16 protein-coding genes and 1 pseudogene are annotated in these 15,811 nt (G+C 71.0%); 5 read left to right on the forward strand and 12 right to left on the reverse strand.

What is annotated here, in order from left to right:
• The first annotated feature begins 61 nt into the window (after positions 1–61).
• The 4 genes from ACFYPD_RS31555 to ACFYPD_RS31570 all read left to right on the forward strand — a co-directional run bounded on the left by ACFYPD_RS31555 (position 62) and on the right by ACFYPD_RS31570 (position 2,314).
• Positions 62–235 (forward strand): hypothetical protein, encoded by a 174-nt coding sequence (locus ACFYPD_RS31555; protein WP_387121586.1) that lies wholly within the window; start codon positions 62–64, stop codon positions 233–235.
• 72 nt (positions 236–307) lie between these two features.
• Positions 308–523, forward strand: coding sequence for a hypothetical protein (locus tag ACFYPD_RS31560; protein WP_387121589.1), 216 nt, complete (start codon positions 308–310; stop codon positions 521–523).
• A 38-nt stretch (positions 524–561) separates the two neighbouring features.
• Positions 562–1,596, forward strand: a complete 1,035-nt coding sequence (locus ACFYPD_RS31565; protein WP_387121592.1) for a fatty acid desaturase family protein — start codon at positions 562–564, stop codon at positions 1,594–1,596.
• Positions 1,597–1,768: 172 nt separating this feature from the next.
• The gene (locus ACFYPD_RS31570; protein ID WP_387121595.1) at positions 1,769–2,314 is read left to right on the forward strand and encodes a hypothetical protein; all 546 of its coding nucleotides are present in this window, start codon (positions 1,769–1,771) and stop codon (positions 2,312–2,314) included.
• Between the two features lie 64 nt (positions 2,315–2,378).
• Here ACFYPD_RS31570 and ACFYPD_RS31575 read toward each other — a convergent pair whose 3' ends face one another.
• Genes ACFYPD_RS31575 through ACFYPD_RS31585 form a run of 3 tightly spaced genes read right to left on the reverse strand, consistent with a single transcriptional unit; the run spans position 2,379 to position 5,104 of the window.
• Complete coding sequence (locus ACFYPD_RS31575; protein WP_387121598.1) at positions 2,379–3,278, reverse strand: SDR family oxidoreductase; 900 nt, start codon at positions 3,276–3,278, stop codon at positions 2,379–2,381.
• A gap of 37 nt (positions 3,279–3,315) precedes the next feature.
• Positions 3,316–3,897 carry a hemerythrin domain-containing protein gene (locus ACFYPD_RS31580; RefSeq protein ID WP_387121601.1) on the reverse strand — a complete coding sequence of 194 codons (582 nt, stop codon included), beginning with the start codon at positions 3,895–3,897 and terminating at the stop codon, positions 3,316–3,318.
• Positions 3,890–5,104, reverse strand: coding sequence for a hypothetical protein (locus ACFYPD_RS31585; protein ID WP_387121604.1), 1,215 nt, complete (start codon positions 5,102–5,104; stop codon positions 3,890–3,892). The genes ACFYPD_RS31580 and ACFYPD_RS31585 overlap by 8 nt, the downstream gene beginning before the upstream one ends.
• A gap of 465 nt (positions 5,105–5,569) precedes the next feature.
• Here ACFYPD_RS31585 and ACFYPD_RS31590 point away from each other — a divergent pair, with 465 nt between their 5' ends.
• Positions 5,570–6,388, forward strand: a complete 819-nt coding sequence (locus ACFYPD_RS31590) for an inositol monophosphatase family protein (protein WP_387121606.1) — start codon at positions 5,570–5,572, stop codon at positions 6,386–6,388.
• A 46-nt stretch (positions 6,389–6,434) separates the two neighbouring features.
• Here ACFYPD_RS31590 and ACFYPD_RS31595 read toward each other — a convergent pair whose 3' ends face one another.
• The 9 genes and pseudogenes from ACFYPD_RS31595 to ACFYPD_RS31635 form a co-directional block, all read right to left on the reverse strand.
• Complete coding sequence (locus ACFYPD_RS31595; protein ID WP_387121608.1) at positions 6,435–7,262, reverse strand: HAD family hydrolase; 828 nt, start codon at positions 7,260–7,262, stop codon at positions 6,435–6,437.
• A gap of 273 nt (positions 7,263–7,535) precedes the next feature.
• Complete coding sequence (locus ACFYPD_RS31600; RefSeq protein WP_387121611.1) at positions 7,536–8,399, reverse strand: hypothetical protein; 864 nt, start codon at positions 8,397–8,399, stop codon at positions 7,536–7,538.
• Positions 8,396–8,974: an RNA polymerase sigma factor ShbA gene (shbA, locus tag ACFYPD_RS31605; protein WP_387121614.1), complete on the reverse strand. Its 579-nt coding sequence runs from the start codon at positions 8,972–8,974 to the stop codon at positions 8,396–8,398. Before shbA ends, ACFYPD_RS31600 begins: the two co-directional genes overlap by 4 nt.
• A 363-nt stretch (positions 8,975–9,337) precedes the next feature.
• Positions 9,338–11,284, reverse strand: coding sequence for a M23 family metallopeptidase (locus ACFYPD_RS31610; protein ID WP_387121617.1), 1,947 nt, complete (start codon positions 11,282–11,284; stop codon positions 9,338–9,340).
• Between the two features lie 418 nt (positions 11,285–11,702).
• Positions 11,703–12,209, reverse strand: coding sequence for a hypothetical protein (locus ACFYPD_RS31615; RefSeq protein WP_387121619.1), 507 nt, complete (start codon positions 12,207–12,209; stop codon positions 11,703–11,705).
• A 720-nt stretch (positions 12,210–12,929) separates the two neighbouring features.
• Positions 12,930–13,127 (reverse strand): annotated as a pseudogene (locus ACFYPD_RS31620) (transposase); the annotation flags it as partial.
• A gap of 194 nt (positions 13,128–13,321) precedes the next feature.
• A complete protein-coding gene (locus ACFYPD_RS31625) occupies positions 13,322–14,830 on the reverse strand; it encodes a hypothetical protein (RefSeq protein WP_387121622.1) in 1,509 nt (502 codons plus the stop codon).
• 15 nt (positions 14,831–14,845) lie between these two features.
• Positions 14,846–15,007 carry a peptidoglycan-binding protein gene (locus tag ACFYPD_RS31630; RefSeq protein WP_387121624.1) on the reverse strand — a complete coding sequence of 54 codons (162 nt, stop codon included), beginning with the start codon at positions 15,005–15,007 and terminating at the stop codon, positions 14,846–14,848.
• A 1-nt stretch (position 15,008) separates the two neighbouring features.
• On the reverse strand, positions 15,009–15,179 hold the full coding sequence (locus ACFYPD_RS31635; RefSeq protein ID WP_387121627.1) for a hypothetical protein: 171 nt from the start codon (positions 15,177–15,179) through the stop codon (positions 15,009–15,011).
• Positions 15,180–15,811: the final 632 nt, after the last annotated feature.

The following is a 15,811-nucleotide window of genomic DNA, read 5'->3' on the forward strand; positions in this document are numbered from 1 at the left end:
AGTGCCACCGTCGCCGTTCGTGGGCGTGGCCCTTCCGGACGGCGCTATCAGGGAGCACCCGATGAGGATCGCCCGGCACAGGATCGTCAGCCTTCTTCGCGAACGCGGTCAGCAGGTCAGGGCCGACTGGGTCGAGCGGGAGCTACCGGAACGGGTGAACCCCGACGAGCACACCGGACTGTTCGCCACCCTGCATCTCGATCCGGCCGATCTCGGCGACACGCCGTCCCCGTGACGCGTCCCGATCGTCCTTCGACGTATTGCGCCAATCCGCCCCGGGCAGGCTCGCCGATCGCGGAGACTGAAGGTGACCAGGCGTACGTCAGCCGGCGCGAAGATCGGCCAGGAGGGGGACACCGTGACGGCGGGATCGATGAGCCAGCGGATCAAGGGCCTGCTCAACAGCCCACGGGGGCGTGACCTGATGCGGATGGGCCGCCGGCAGGCGGCCAACCCGGGCACCCGGCAGAAACTGCAACAACTCATGGCCCGCGTGACCGGCCGGTCGAGCCGGCGCCGCTGAGCCGACCATCGGGGTACGGACCGGCAGGGGAGGCCGTCGTGAGTGACACGAGCATCGGTGCCGAGCCCCAGCGGGGCAGCGACTACGCCGACCTGTCCCGGCAGATCCGCGCGGCGGGCCTGCTGGAGCGGCGGCACGGCTACTACGCGGTACGGATCGGCCTCGTCGTCGGCTGCTACGCCGCACTGTGGGCCCTGTTCGTCCGGTGGGGCGAGTCGTGGTGGCAGCTCGCGCTCGCGGTGGCCCTCGCCGTGGTCTTCGCGCAGGCGGGGTTCATCGGCCACGACGCCGGTCACCGGCAGATCGCCCGCTCGCGCAGGGCCAACGACCTGATCGGCATCCTGCACGGCAACCTGTTGACCGGGATCAGCTACGGCTGGTGGGTGGACAAGCACAACCGGCACCACGCCCATCCGAACACCGAGGGCAGGGACCCGGACATCGGGGTGGCGCCCCTGTCCTTCACCGCCGACCAGGTCCGGCGACGGCGCGGCGTCGCCGCGCTGTTCGCGCGCCACCAGGCGTACCTGTTCTTCCCGCTGCTCCTGCTGGAAGGCCTGCACCTGCACGCCAACAGCGTGCGGGCCGTCGTCCGGCCGCGCCCCCTCGCGCGCCGGCCCGCCGAAGCCGGACTGCTGGCCCTGCACCTGGGCGGTTACCTCACCACCGTGTTCCTGGTCCTGAGCCCGGCGCAGGCCGTCGCGTTCATCCTGGTCAACCAGGGGGTGCTCGGCCTCTACCTGGGCTGCTCGTTCGCTCCCAACCACAAGGGCATGCCGATCCTCGGTGCCGAGGACAACCTCGACTACCTGCGGCGGCAGGTTCTCACCTCGCGCAACGTGCGTGGCGGGAGGTTCGTCGACACCGCGCTCGGCGGCCTGAACTACCAGATCGAACACCACCTGTTCCCGAGCATGCCGTGCCCCAACCTGCGTCATGCCCAGCCATTGATCCGGCGGTACTGCGCCGAACACGGTCTCGACTACCACGAAACCACCCTGGCCCGCTCCTGGGCGGAGGCACTGCGCCACCTGGACGACGTCGGCTCCGGGGAGCGGCTCGCCAGACGGTGACCCGCCGGTACTTGTCGGGGCTTGCCATCATCGATGCGTGGCGTGGGATGAGCTGATCCCTCAGAGAGGTGCTCCACGGGGTGACGAAGCGGCGGCCCATCCCCTGGCGGCTGCTCGCGTCGACAACCGCACCAGCCTGCTCGTCGCGGAATACAGCGCGATCCGGGCCGTCATGGCGCAGAAATCCGCCGCGTCGCACGCTCTCGTCGGCGCCTACCTGACCGTGGTGGCGGTGATCCTGGGGTTCGTGGTCGCCAACCGGGCCGACCCCCGCCTGCTGCTCGCCGTTCCGGTGCTGGCGGCGGTCTCCGGGATCACCATCCTCCGGCGGCGGCGGGATCGCGAGGCGGCGAACAGCTACATCCGCGAAGTCCTCCGGCCGGTCGCCGTCGAGTGCTCCGGGGATGACCGGGTCTTCCGGTGGGACGACTTCTACGCCCAGCAGAGGGGCGCCCGGTCCCTGCTGTACGAGTTCGGGTTGCAGCTGGTCTTCCCGCTGTCCGGATTCGTCTGCCTGTTCGTGACCCTGCCGCTCCTCGGCTCGGTCGGGGAGTGGTCGGCCTGGCTCACGGGGCTGAGCTTTCTCGTCGCGCTGATCTCCGCGTATGTCCACCAGAACAGGAGCCATCTCGCCCGAACGGTGTCCGGCGCCCGGACCCTCGGTCTCCGCGTCGCGCGGAGGCTGCCAGGGCGGAGCACGGGCGCCGGTCGCTCCTGACCGGTGACCGATCGGGCCGCCCGCGCGCGAGGCGTGGGCGGCCCGATCAGGCTTCGGACGAACGTCAGGCCATCGGCTTGCCGCCGGTGACGCCGAGCACCTCGCCGGTGATGTAGCTGGACTCCTGCGAGGCGAAGAAGACGAAGGCCGGGGCGAGTTCGGCCGGCTGGCCGGCCCGGCCCAGCGGGACGTCCTTGCCGAACGATTCGACCTTCTCCTCCGCCATGGTGGCCGGGATCAGCGGGGTCCAGACCGGTCCGGGCGCGACGGCGTTGACCCGGATCCCCTTCTCGGCCAGGCCCTGACCGAGGCCCTTCGTGAAGGCGATGATGCCGGCCTTGGTGGTGGCGTAGTCGAGCAGGTCGGGGGAGGGCTGATAACCCTGGATCGACGCGGTGTTGATGATCGTGGAGCCGGGCCGCAGGTGCGGGACGGCGGCCCGGGAGAGCCAGAACATGGCGTACAGGTTGGTCTTGAGCACCCGGTCGAACTGCTCGGTGGTGATGTCGGTGATGCCGCCCGGTTGCGACATCTGGTACGCCGCGTTGTTCACCAGGATGTCCAGGCCGCCCAGCTCGCTGACGGCGCGCGAGATGATCTCGCCGCAGTGCGCCTCGTCGCGGATGTCGCCCGCGACGGTCACCGCCTTGCGACCGGCCTTCTCGACCAGTTGCGCGGTCTGCCGCGCGTCGTCCTCCTCCTCCGGCAGGTACGCGATGAGCACGTCGGCACCCTCACGGGCGAAGGCGATGGCGACCGCCCGGCCGATGCCGGAGTCGCCGCCGGTGATCACCGCCCGCTTCCCGGTCAGCCGGCCGGTGCCCTGGTAGCTCTCCTCACCGTGGTCGGGCTCGTCGGGCATCTCCCGCGTCGTGCCGGGCGCCGACTGCTGGCCGCCGGTCTGCTCCTCCGGTCCCCGGTACTGCTCCTGGGGGTCCTGCTGCTGGTACTGGTCGCCGCTCAACGTTCTGTCCTTCCTTGTCTTCCTGAGCGTGGTGGGGTCAGCCGGCGGACGGCTTGCGGAGCGCGTCGCGAACCCGGTCGACGACGGCCAGCGCGGGACCGGCCGCCAGGTTGCCCTTGGCCGACTGGGCGCCGGGGTGCGGCCGGGTGGGGGCGGTGGCCTCCGCGGCGCGTACGGCGGCGGCGAGGCTGCGCAGCCGGTCGCCGGGCACGTGCTGGCGTAGCTGGGGGAACTCGTAGCGCTCCTCGTAGCGGGCGTGGGTGAGTACCGCGTCGCGGAGCAGGATGATGCCGGTGTCGAAGCCCTCCGCGTCGACGCCGCCGGCGATCAAGGTCTTCAGCGTCTCCTTGGCCTGGCGTTCCTCGGCGAGCCGGTCGTCGACCATCTCGTCGCCGCCACCACCCGGCAGGGTCCGGGCGAGCGGGTGGACGACCTCCTCCTCGGCGGTCTCGTGCACGGCGAGGAGGCGGACCAGGTCGTCGAACGCCTCCCGGCGGGTGTCGCCGGTGCCGCCGATGACCAGCAGGAAGAGCTGTTCGACGCGCGCGTGCTGGGCGAGCAGCAGGTCGACCACGTCCTCCTCGGGCCCGGGCGTGGCCGGGGCGCCCGTGTCAGGCATGGGTGCCTCCCTGGGCGCGCAGCCGCTCCACCGGGTGCGGCCCTTCGGTCTCGATGCGGTACTCGTCGCCGAGGCGCTCCCGGTGCATGTCGATGACCTGCTCGGTGGGCGGCTTCTGGCCGTCGTGCAACTGCTGCTGCATCCACTCGAAGCGCTCGTGCGCCTCCGTGACGTAGCCCTCGCCGAGCTTGGTGACGTCGATCTGGGTGGCCAGCAGGTGGCGCAGGTACTCCTTGTTCGGTTCGAAGGTCAGCGGCTCGGGCAGCCCGGCGCTGCCGACGATCTCCTCCGGCTCGCGGCCGTCGTGCCGGCGCAACAGGTCGGCCGCCTGCTGGAGGTGGGCCAGCTCCATCTGCAGGTGCAGCTCCCACACCGCCTTGATGGGCGGGTCGCTCTCCTGCTGGAGGAAGGAGTAGTAGAGCCAGCACTCGTTGTACTCGTGGGTCAGCAGCCGCTCCCACCAGCTCTCGCCCGGGTCCAGCAGCGACTCGTAGTGGGTGACGTGCTCCTGCTCGATCAGGCTGATTTCCTGGTAGAGCTGGCGCGCGATCGGCTCCATGTACTGGGGGCCGACGTTCATGTAGTAGAACATCACCTGCTGCTCGGCGGAGAGGATCGTCAGCGCGTGCAGCTTGGAGCGCGGGTCCACCGAGTTGCGGTCGTACGGGGTGCGGACCTCGTCGAACGGGTGCCGGTGCTCCTGCACCGTCGGCCGGCCCGGCATGACCTCGGTGAGGCCGTTCACCACCTTCTCGGCCTTGCGCCGCTCGACCATCTCGTAGAGGTTGGCGTAGCGGTACAGGTGGTCGAAGTCCTCCAGCACACCGAACTCGTACGCCTGCTTCAGGTAGGGGTCGGGTTCGTGCCGGGCCACCCACGCCGTCAGGTCGACCGCCACCTGCTCGTAGCCGAGGGTTGTCTCCAGCACGCTCGCCACACCGGGCAGTAGCCAGTTCACCACCCGCTGCTGCTGGTTCTCCACGTACCGCACGTACGCCAGCTGCCGGCGGACCTCCTGGTCGGGGCAGACGCGGGCGAACTGGTGCTGGAAGTTGATGGCCTCGACCTCGATGCCGTTCATCGTGATGATGCGGCACCGCGTGTAGGGGTCGACCGCCTCGGGGTCGATCGGCTCGACGTTCAGTTCACGCCAGTTGCGGATCTGGCTCTCCAGGGGGATTCCCTTGTGGTCCAGTGGATTGAACATGTTTCTCCCATTCGCGTCGGGGTGCGCTAGTCAGCTCGTACCCGGACCCTTGGCACGGAACCGCCCAGAGGGGGCCTTTTGTTGAGGAATCGCGCCGGTCATGCGGCGCGCGACGACGGTCAGCGGTCCGCCGGGTCCCGGACCGCACCCGGGCGGACCGGACCGGCTCGTCCGCGTCGAGGGTGAACAGGTCTGTCGACATGGCGCCTCCGACCGGGGGATTCACCCGCTCACCGACAGGGGGGTGCGGCAGCGGCGGTCCGTGGGCGCTCTTCTTGACCCGCGGAGGTCCCTACCCCAGGCGGCCTGGCGTATACCTCTTCCGTCGCGGCCGCCATCGGCTGGTGGTCGGCCGGACCACCTGGGACGGCGCGCTGAGCCCGTCCGCCGCCCGGTCCGGTCGGTGAACGCCCGCGCCGGACACCCGCCACCGTCCTTGCCCGATCATGAACCCCGGGAGCAGATGTGGACCTTGATGACCTGCTGGCCGTGGCCCGGCTCGCCGCGGACGCCGGCGCCGAGGCCGCGATGCGCTGGCGACGGCGGGCCGACCAGCTGACGATCGAGGAGAAGGCCGGCCCGGACGACCTGGTGAGCCAGGCCGACCGGGAGGCGGAACAGGCGATCCGCGCGGTCCTCGCCGCGCGCCGCCCCGACGACGGCGTGCTCGGCGAGGAGGGCGGCAACGCGGCCGGGCGCAGCGGTGTCCGCTGGATCGTCGACCCGATCGACGGCACCACCAACTACCTCTACGGGCGGCCGGACTGGGCGGTCAGCGTCGCCGCCGCCCGCGTCGACGGGGACGAGTTGCTCGCCGGGGTGGTCGCCGAGCCGGAGCTGGGCCGGGTGACCGAGGCGCGGCGGGGCGGCGGGACCTGGTCGGGCGGGGTCCGGCAACCCGAGCTACGGGGCGCCGACCTGCAACGGACGCTGATCGAGCTGAACCTGGGCCGGGCCGCGCAGAAGGCGCACGCCGGCCGGATGATCGACGCCCTGGTGCCCCGGGTGCGCGACGTGCGCCGGGGCGGCAGCGCGGCCGGGGCGCTGGCCCAGCTCGCCACCGGGCGGGTGGACGCGGTCTGGGTGCCGGGCCTGCGACCGTGGGACTGCGCGGCCGGAGTCCTGCTGGCGCAGGAGGTCGGCGCGCAGGTCGGTGACCTCACCGGCCGGTCGCCGGGGACCTGGCCGGCCAGCGGGGACGTGCTGGCCGCGCCCCACGGCCTCTGGGAGACGTTGCGGGAGTTGATCGCCGGGGCGTACCCGGAAGGCATGGCCGGGCACTGACGGCCCGGCCGGCCCGGCCCCCGGCGGGCGCCGCGGGCCGGACCGGTCAGGGCGCGCCGGCCGCCGGCAGCAGCAGGTCGGCGAGCTCGCGCCACGAGGTGACCACGGCGAAGACGCCGGCCCCGCGCAGCGCCTCGATCCGGCCGGCACGCTCCGCCTCGGGCACGAACATCACATTGCCCACGGTGGGGAAGCCGGCGGCCACGGCCGACCGTGCCCCGGGCACCGAGTCCTCCACGGCCAGCCCCTCAGCGCCGCGGCAGCCCAGCTCCCGCCCGGCGTGCAGGTAGATCGCCGGGTCCGGCTTGCTGGTGGGTACGGGCAGCGAGTCCTCGGCGCTGTAGCGCAGCTCCACCGGGATGAGCCCGGGCAGTCCGGTCGCGACGAAGCAGGCCTCCAACCGGCTGCACGCGCTGCTGCTCACCGCGGCGAGCGTGAAGTGCGGAGCGAGCTTGCCCAGCACGTCCCGCACCTCCGGGTCCGGCCGCAGCACGTCGCCGAGGTGGGCGCTGACCCGGGCCTTCTCCTCGGCCACCCAGTGCTCCAGCGCGGCTGCCGTCAGCACCGGGCGGCCGTCCAGGGTCGGTCCCGCCGCGACGAGCGCCCCCGGGCGCCCGCCGGCGACGGCGGCCTCGACGGGTACGCCGGAGGAGACGCACAGGTCGACGGCCGTGGTGCGGAAGTTCTTGCCGGTGGTACCCAGGCGCAACTGCTCGGCGCTGAGGGTGCCGGGCACCCCGTACGCCGCCAGGAAGGCGTTGGTCACCTCGACCGAGGCGACGAAGGCGGGCTCCTCGGACGGGAAGAGGTTGCCGTCCGCGTCGCAGAGCAGCACCCGCAGCGCGGACAGGTCGACGTCGGAGAACGTGATCACGAGCGGACTCCCCGGGAGCGGTGGCGGGGTCCGTCCGGCCGGGCCGGCCGGTGGACGCGGTTCATGCGGTGGGCAGGAGCTGGGTGGCCAGGTAGTCGCAGATGGTGGCGGCCGGTCCGTAGGACTCCAGGTCCCGCAGTGCCCGGTCGAGCCGCAGCGGACGGCCACGGCGAGCGCCCATGTTAGGCATTGCGATTGTGGCCGGCACCATACAGCGCGTAGCCTCCCGGTTACCCGACCCCGGGGCGCTCACCGGGGATGCCAGGGAGCCGGTCAGCCGAGCAGATCTCCGGTGGGCAGCGGCAGCAGTACCGATGGGGCCGGCGCCGGCGGCAGGGGAAGTTCGGGCGCCGGCGGCAAGGGTCTGGAGCGGGAGTTGGATGAGGGGGCGGGTGCGGCCGGACGCGGCGCCGAGGTGGTCGTTCCCGGCGCCCGGCTGCGGGTTGCGTGGGGGCTGCTGGCGGTCGAGGCGACCGGCGACGGCGTCGGGATGGTCGCGCACCGGGGCAAGGTGGGGCAACCGGCCTGAGCGGTCAGGTCGTCCAGGACGGCGTCGATGTCGGCGCGCAGGCGGGCGGCCTCGGCCGCGTCGGTGATCCGGGTCAGATCCTGCTGGGCCTGATGGATCAATTGCCGGGCCTCCTCGAACCGTCGCGCCTCGACGGCGGCGCGGGCGCGGGCAATGGTGCGCTCGGTATCGCGTACCTCCGCTCGCTCGGGATGCAGGACCTTGGCCAGCGGCCAGAGCAGACTGTTCGGCCCGGCGTTGCGACTGCCGACCCCCAGCGCAGTCACCAGCACGAGGGCTGCGGCCACAGCGGCGGCCAGCCGCAGGGCCCGCCGCATGAACGGTCGCGACGGGGCCGAGGCGAGGAAGTGCCCGGAGGTGGTATCGGCCCGAACCCGGTCGACCGGAGGGTGGACGTCCGTCCGGCCGTGTAGGCCATGGGTGCCCGTCACGTCGGCGTTCTCCTCGTCGGCGGTGAGGTCGGTGCGCCAGGCGGCCAGCATCGCGGTCAGGCCGTCGATGTCGGCCTCCCATCCGCCGCCTCCTCCGAGCACGTCGAGGAGCAGGTCGTCATGGGCGACGGTGGTGAGGTCCGGCTCCTCGCCACCGTCGGGCCAGTGCTCACTCATGCCGCCACCTCGTCGAGTCCATCGCCGGCAAGGGCACGGAGTCGGGCGAGGGCTCGGGACTGGGCCACCCGTACGGCCGGTGCCGACATGCCGAGGATCGTGCCGACCTCCTCAGCGGTGAGACCGACCGCCACCCGCAGCGTGATGATCTCCCGTTGCACGTCGGGGAGGCGGTGCAGCAGCTCAAAGAGTCGACGGGCCAGATCCGTCGCGACGGCCTGTTCCTCCGGCCCCGGCGCGGCGTCCGGTCGCTCCAGCGGGGTGTCGGTGATGGCGACGGCGGAGCCCCGCACCGCCGCCCGTTGGGCGTCGGCGACCTTGTGCGCGGCGACAGCGAAGACGAACGCCGAGAACGGCCTTCCCTGCTCCCGGTAGCGGGGAAGGGCCTTCAGCACCGCCAGGCACACCTCCTGCGCGACGTCGTCGGCCGTGGTGTGCGCCCCGCCGATGCGGCCCAGCCGGGCCCGGCAGTAGCGGACGAGCCGTGGCCGCAGGTCGGCGAGCAGGGCCGCCGCCGCAGCCCGGTCGCCCGCGGCGGCCCGGCGGACGAGCTCTGGCTCGATCGCTGTGGTCATGGGATGCGAGACACCTTTGTTACCGGCAAGTTAACCGCACGCTATCGAGACGTATGCCGATTTGCCTAGCCCACGTGGCCGTCGAAGTCGCCGTGCAGGGGCTGACTAAGTCCCTTCGGTGGCCAACCGGTTTGGTCGGACGACAGCCTTGCCCTGCCGGCTTTTGGTCTCCGTGCTGCTGGGTCCGTCCGGCACCGGCAAGTCGGTGTTCCTGAAGACGCGGCGGCCTTCGCGCCCGTCGGAACGGCCGAGCGCGTCAGGACTGCGCACTGGCTCGGCAGGCGTCGCGCCAGATCCTCGAGTTCCTTCGGTGGCCCTGGCCCCGGCCGACGACCTCGCGTCCCGTCCAGAGGATGGTTCGGCTTAGATCCAAGGTAGAGGATCGACTGGACGGCCGCCGAGACGTACCTCGAAGTGCAGGTGGGGACCTGTGGAGGCACCGGTCGATCCGACCAGTCCGATGACCTGGCCGGCGCGGATGCGCTGACCGGGCGACACCATCAGTTTGGACTGGTGGCCATAGCACGTGGACAGTCGCTGCCCGTCAGCCCTGCCGTGGTCGATGCAGGTGTAGTTGCCATAGCCGCCGTACCAGCCGGCGCGCGACACACGGCCGTCCGCGGCCGCGAGGATAGGGGTACCAAGCGGGGCGGCGAGATCCACACCCGCGTGCAACTGCCACACGTGGTAGTACGGGTCAAAACGGGTGCCGTACTTGCTGGTGAGCCGGCCCGACAGTGGACGCCCGAGCCGACCCCCACCGACCGTGGCGACGGTGCGGGCCGATGCCGCCACGGCGGGCACCGTGCGGACGCGACGGCTGATCTCCTGCCGAAGCCGCGCCTCCTCCGTCCGGCGGCGGATGAGTTCGGCCTGGCCGGAGGTGATCGCGCCCGACAGGGCGACAGCGCGACCGGTGGGCGTGTCCACCACATCCGCGGAGTCCGCCACGGCGAAGGGCGACGCATCCGCATCCCCGCCGGCGGTCAGGGACATCAGCAGGTGCAGCACCGGGTCCGGCCCGCGCTGCACTCTGGTGAGGTCATCGCGGGTCCGAGCGAGAATGTTCTCCAGGTACTGGATCCGGTGCTGGACGTCGCTGAGCGCGGCGACCTGGCGGGCCTGTGGGGTGACGGCGGCGTCCACCGGCGGCTGCGGATACAGGTCGGCACCGGGGTCGCCAGCGATGAGCGCAGGGGCCGATCCGGGGCTCACGATCGGCCCGTCGTTGCTGGGCGGGGCCGAGATGCCCACCCGCGGTAGCTTGCCGGCGGTCGGCGGAGTAGTCGCGGGTGGCGCAGTCGGTCGGGTCGACGCAGTGGCCGACGGGACGGGCGGCGGCTTCACCGTCGGCGGCTTGATGGGCGGCAGCGTCACCTTCGGCGGTTTAACCGGTGGCAGCGACACGGTCAGCGACGGGCTCGGCAGGGTCGGCAGGGTCGGCAGGGTCGGCAGGGGCCCCTGTGCTGATGAGCTTTGTGCCCCGGCGGTCGCCGCCCCGGCGTCCAGGCAGAAGGATGTCACCATCAGCGTCGCCCCGGCGACGGTCGCCAGCGTGGCCTGCCTCCACCACCATTCGCGCATGACGTACTCCTGCCGTCGACCCCGTTCCCGTCCCTCTGCTACATCGGATCCCGGCGCCTGGTCGTTACAGCCGGCCGGGGGGGGCGGCAGGCCGTGACGCCGCCGCAGCCGTCGACGCGTCAGCAGGGTGCCCGCCGCGACCGCGCCGACCACCACCGCCGCAACGGCCGGCACCCGCAGCGACCGTCCGAGCGGCCGGACCTCACTGGCCACGGCCGGCGAATCCAACGGTGGATCTGTGGCTGTGGCAGCGGCCGTGGCCGTCGAGCCCGGGAGCAGATAGGCGTTGCTGGCGATTTGGGGATCCGTCGCGGTGGACTGCGCCGAAGTGACACTGACCCGGTTGCGGACCACCGTGCCCGGCGGCACACCCGGGCGGATCCGCCCGGTGATCGTGATCCGCGGCACCGCTGCGGCGGCACCCAGGAGCAGGTCACCGAGGTCGCAAACGACGATACGAGGGGATGCTGCACACCGACCCGGCTCGGCTCGGGCGATGACACCGTCGAGATCAGCCGTGGTGGTGAACGTAACCCGCGTCGCCGTGAGGGTGCCCCTACCGGAGATCGTGACGGTGTGGGTCACCCCCTGCTCGGGCAGCGCGCCGAACGGTGTCGACGTCAGCACCGGCGTGGCGTCCACCGCAGGGGCCGGTGGCGGCGCCGGGAGAGCCGCGGCCACGGCGCCCATCATGCCCGCCACCGACGCGGCGACAGACTCCCACATTCCCACACTGTAAGCCGACCGGCCCACGATCGCCCCCGGCCAGGTGCACCTTCTGCTCAACGCACCCCAGGGTCGTGCCAACGCCTAGTTGTTCTGCCCAGTGAGGTTGGGAACGCGGCTGGCGGGTGGTTGGCCGCCGAGTGCGGTGCGTGCGCGGGGCATTCGAGCCGGTCGCGCAGCGGGGAGGCGGCGGGCGGCTGAATGCTCGCGGCGATGTCGGTGACGCGGTGTGGTCCGCGGCAGTTGAGCGGCTGCCGGTTCCAGTACTGCGACAAGGTGACCTCAGGCTGCAGGCCAGTCAGTGAGCGGCTGGCCACAGCCGCCAGTGCCCTGATCAGCGGCAGCAGAGCGTCAGCGATCTCGTGAGACCTGTCGATGCCCGAGTGCTCCGGGTCGCAGCGCTCGCATCCCGGATGTTTCACTCGCCACCGTTCATGGTGACCTCGACCGGAGAGTCAGTCGACAAAGCGAGGCGGACGGAGAACTGGAGGATAGTCGGTCCATCAGGATCGCTGTAGTCGACGATGACATCTGGGTCTCGGCCGCTCCCGTCTGCCTGCTCACTCGACGTCGGCGACGGGGAGGCTTCTCGGCTGTCATGGCTGATGCGGATGCTGATGCGGCACACCTCACCGCCGCTGGTAGGCGTGCCCTCGACGATCATGGCGATCGCCTGGCCGGCAGCGGCTTGACGGATCGCCTCGGCATCGTCTGACGGCGGGCCGTCCGGCGAGGGAACTAGGCAGCGGCAGGCGCGGCCGCGGGCGTGCAGGGCCTTGGTTAGCTGCCCGGCGAAAGGCAGATGTGAAGGGGAGCAGGTCACGACAACCCGTAAGGCAGCGCCGGCTGCCGCCGTGATGATGCCGTCAGCAACCGCCGCCAGCACCTCCCGCTCCCGTGCCGAGGACAGGAGATTGGCAGGCATGGCATCCTCCAGTCGAGTTGGCCGTCACAGTCTGGGCTGGGTTGGCCTCGCATCGTGACGCCGTTCGTGGCGCTGCTGGCCAGACAGTTCGCAGCTGACCGCGTTGGTGAACGCTCACGTGGCGGGCGCGCTGGTGAAGCCGGCGGTCGGAGCGGAGGAGGCGCAACTCTCTCTCAGCATGATCAAGCGCTGCATCGGCGACCGGCGTTACACCAACCCGAAAGAGCGGCTTACCAAGGCGCCACGCCGCGCCCATTGGCCCGAATCAGCGATGGTTTCGTAACGGCACCGCGACCCACGACGCATAGATAAGTGAGTAATAGGGGCTGAGACGGCTTCGCTGGTGGGCGGGGTATCAGGCCAGGTAGGCCGCCCGGCCCCTCGAACAGGACACACAGGAAGTACGCATGGTTGAGCCGACACCGCCACGCCCATCATCGCCGTCGCTGCCAGGTGGGCCCTCCGCTGCCACCGCCTTGCCGCAGTCCACGACGGTGATGCCGATGGAGGCGAAAAGTGCTGCCGAGGTGACACATCCGGAGTCCGGGGAAGGGCAGGGCGCTACATGCCGGTACTGTCGGCGCCCCCTGTTGAAAGACTGGCTCTGGGGATGGATGCACGAGGGTGACCGATACCTGTGTCAGGATCCGGCGACGGGCGAGTTGCTGTGCCAGCCCGCCACACCCGGCTAGCTAGTACTGCAAACGCGCCGGCTCCCCGCAGGTGGATCACGCCGGTCTGCACGACGTCTTCGGGCCCCACCTCAGCGATGGCGTCGGGTGGGCCTCTCAGCCCGTCGCAGACCACCATGCACGAGTAGGCGACGCCGCGGTTATTCAACTCGGCCAGGACTTGCAGCCAGAACGTGGCGCCTTCGCCGCCGTCGCCGGCCCACAGGCCGAGGATGTCCCGGGTGCCCTCGGCCTGTGCTGACCTTCTTGACGATCTGCGGGGCGAAGCACTGGCGTGACTGCCGCGGCCCGCGGTGGCGCCCCGCCGCCGAACGGCCCGGAGGCGGGCCTTTCAGCGGCGGGTCACCGCCGAGGTGGTGGCGGATGGCACCGGATGGAGATTGACCGTACTGTGCCCGCCCTGGGCGGAGCTGCCCGGGATCAGTCCCGTACCCAGGTGAAGGTGACTCGGGCGCCGGCCGGTAGCCGGTCCAGGTCGTTCAGCTCCAGCACGCCGGTGACCGCGCCGAACAGCTTGGCCTTGCGCAGCCGGAGCTGTCCCTCGGGGAGTTGGTAGCGGTAGAGCCCGTTGGCGTCGGTGCGCCTGCTGTCCTGCACCGCGATGGTCCAGTCCCCGTCCTTGGCGTGCAGGCCCAGCTCCTTGCGCCAGGTCAGGCCGGTTCCCAGATTCAGCACGAACTCGACCTCGTCCGCCGGCTTCGCCCCGGCCTCGATGCGGTAGTCGACGGCGTCGTGGTCGCGGGTGATCAGCTGCCCCGCCGACCGCTCAGACCAGGCCGGCAGGTGGGAGGCAGGCAGCGGGTTACCCTTCGGCAGGGCGGCCAGGGAACCGTCCGGCACCACACCGACCCGGTCCCAGCGCAGCCCGAGCGCGGTGAACGTGACCGGGTCCGGCACGTGCCGCAGCATTCCGTCGACCACCAGGTAGACCGGATCCTGGTGCTCCTCGCGCAGCACCGTGCCGTCCACCGGCACCGGGCGTAGCGCCCGCAGCGAGTCGCGCGGTAGCACCCGGACGTCGGCCCAGCTGAACCCGAGGCGGACCAGGGTGTCCGGGTCGGGGATGTGGAAGCCGTGCCCGCCATAGGTGACGTACACCTCCGCGCGGTCGATCTCCCGCAGCAGGACGCGGTCTCCGGGCGCGTCGGCGACGTACGACGTAGATCCGTCCGGCAGCTCCACCACCTCATTCCAGTGCAACCCAAGCCGGTCGAACTCCTGCGGGCTGGTCACCCAGAACTTCGCCCCGCCGTGCACCACATAAATCCGGGGGTCGGAGCGGTCGCTGAGCAGCTTCCCCCCGGCGAGGTACCAGGGCAGCCGCGGCGCGTACCGCTCCACGAAGAAGCCGCGCCACTGGTCGCCGTTGCCCTGCCGCACCACCCGGTCAGCCGGGTCGTACGCGGTCTTGAACTCCAGCACGTCCTCACGGCGGGCGTACCGGTTGTCCCAGATGAAGATCCGGGTCCGCTCGCCCTCTTCGTAGCCGTACGCCACCACCTGGTGGTCGTTGCCGAAGCCACCCGGGTCGCGGGACTGGCACAGGCCCAGCGGCTGCGGGAGCCCCTGGTCGAGGAGCTGCTTGAGCTTGGGGAACTGCTCCTCCCGAGTCATCCGGGCCACGCCGATCCCATTCAGGGTGGTCGGGTGGTCCGGCGTTCGCATGAACTGGAAGTACATCGGCCAGTTGTCGACGATGCTGGTGATCAGCCGGTCGTAGATGTAGTCGGCGACCGGGTTGCCGTCCGGCGGCAGGGCGCTTGCGGCGGGCACCGGCAGGCGCTGGTGCCAGTGATCCAGGGCGGCGAACGCCATTCCGCCGCACCGGCCCTTGGTGTCGGTGATCGGCAGGCCGGCGATCTTGATGTGGTTGGTGAAGCCGTTGGTGAAGGCGTAGCCGTCCCGAGCCGGACGGAAGGACACCCGCATGAGAATCTCCCGACGTCAGTAGGTGACCTGGACACCCATCTGGGTCCAGGTGAGGCGGCCGACGACGCCGTCGTCGATGAGGCCGCGCATCCGCTGGTACCAGCGGACCTGGTGGGGCAACTGCGTGTTGATCTCCTCGCGGAGCACCAGCAGGGTGGGTGCCAGGTGCATCCTCACGTCACTGCTCCTCGTCCGTGGAAAGGTCGTACTCGACCCCCTCCCCGACGAGGGTCTCCGGGTCGTCCTCCTCCTCGAAAACGGTCACGTGGTCGTCACTGTCGACGCTGGCGGTGTCCATCACCGTCGCCTCCGGTCTCTGCTGGAGCCGGCGCTCCGCGGCGGCTTCCATGCCGGCGTACCGTCCTCGCGCCTTCGCGGTACGGGCCGGGTTCCTGCGCCCACTGTCGAAATCGCAGGTCGCGGCGGCAAGGGATGAGTCGGCTATCGGCGTCGCGACCACCCGGGTGGCTGCCGGGTGCCGCCGATCGAGAAGCCGGCTCGCCGATTGGCGGTTCCACCAGGGCGGATCGGTGAACCTCGGGCGGAACATCGGCCGGCGGTCCGCCAGGCTGATCGGGCGGTCAGCCCGCCGGTCCGGACAGGCGGGTCAGCCCGACGCGTCGGTCAGCGCGGCAACCATCTGCCTACGAACACAGGCACAACTCAAAGTGAAACGGTCTCTGAGAACTCCTAACAGGATGATCTAGGGAGCCTTGTCCTTGATGGACGATCGACTGGAGTGCTCGGCCGTGAGGAGGGGTGAGCAGCCGCCGTGGGTCGTCTCGGACGAGTTGTGAGGTTCCAAGTGTCGGGAAGACCCGTCCCGAGGAGCAGAACGAATCAAGGCCGTTACCCGCATGGCTGCTGGTCACGGCCTTGATTTTTTGTGCGCCCGAAGGGACTCGAACCCCTAACCTTCTGACGCTTCTATGTTTGTCAAGCGGCAGCCATGTTGAGGCTGCGGTAGAGCTCGCGGGCGAT

The sequence above is a fragment of the Micromonospora sp. NPDC005299 genome, from assembly GCF_042872345.1.
In the GTDB taxonomy this organism is placed as follows: domain Bacteria; phylum Actinomycetota; class Actinomycetes; order Mycobacteriales; family Micromonosporaceae; genus Micromonospora.

Bases quoted from the DNA above. Each gene is read 5' to 3' on its own strand.
- ACFYPD_RS31585 (WP_387121604.1), bottom strand. From the start codon at position 5,104: ATGTTCAATCCACTGGACCACAAGGGAATCCCCCTGGAGAGCCAGATC.
- ACFYPD_RS31570 (WP_387121595.1), top strand. From the start codon at position 1,769: ATGGCGCAGAAATCCGCCGCGTCGCACGCTCTCGTCGGCGCCTACCTG.
- ACFYPD_RS31600 (WP_387121611.1), bottom strand. From the start codon at position 8,399: ATGAGTGAGCACTGGCCCGACGGTGGCGAGGAGCCGGACCTCACCACC.
- shbA (WP_387121614.1), bottom strand. From the start codon at position 8,974: ATGACCACAGCGATCGAGCCAGAGCTCGTCCGCCGGGCCGCCGCGGGC.
- ACFYPD_RS31610 (WP_387121617.1), bottom strand. From the start codon at position 11,284: ATGTGGGAGTCTGTCGCCGCGTCGGTGGCGGGCATGATGGGCGCCGTG.
- ACFYPD_RS31555 (WP_387121586.1), top strand. From the start codon at position 62: ATGAGGATCGCCCGGCACAGGATCGTCAGCCTTCTTCGCGAACGCGGT.
- ACFYPD_RS31615 (WP_387121619.1), bottom strand. From the start codon at position 12,209: ATGCCTGCCAATCTCCTGTCCTCGGCACGGGAGCGGGAGGTGCTGGCG.
- ACFYPD_RS31625 (WP_387121622.1), bottom strand. From the start codon at position 14,830: ATGCGGGTGTCCTTCCGTCCGGCTCGGGACGGCTACGCCTTCACCAAC.
- ACFYPD_RS31580 (WP_387121601.1), bottom strand. From the start codon at position 3,897: ATGCCTGACACGGGCGCCCCGGCCACGCCCGGGCCCGAGGAGGACGTG.
- ACFYPD_RS31635 (WP_387121627.1), bottom strand. From the start codon at position 15,179: ATGGAAGCCGCCGCGGAGCGCCGGCTCCAGCAGAGACCGGAGGCGACG.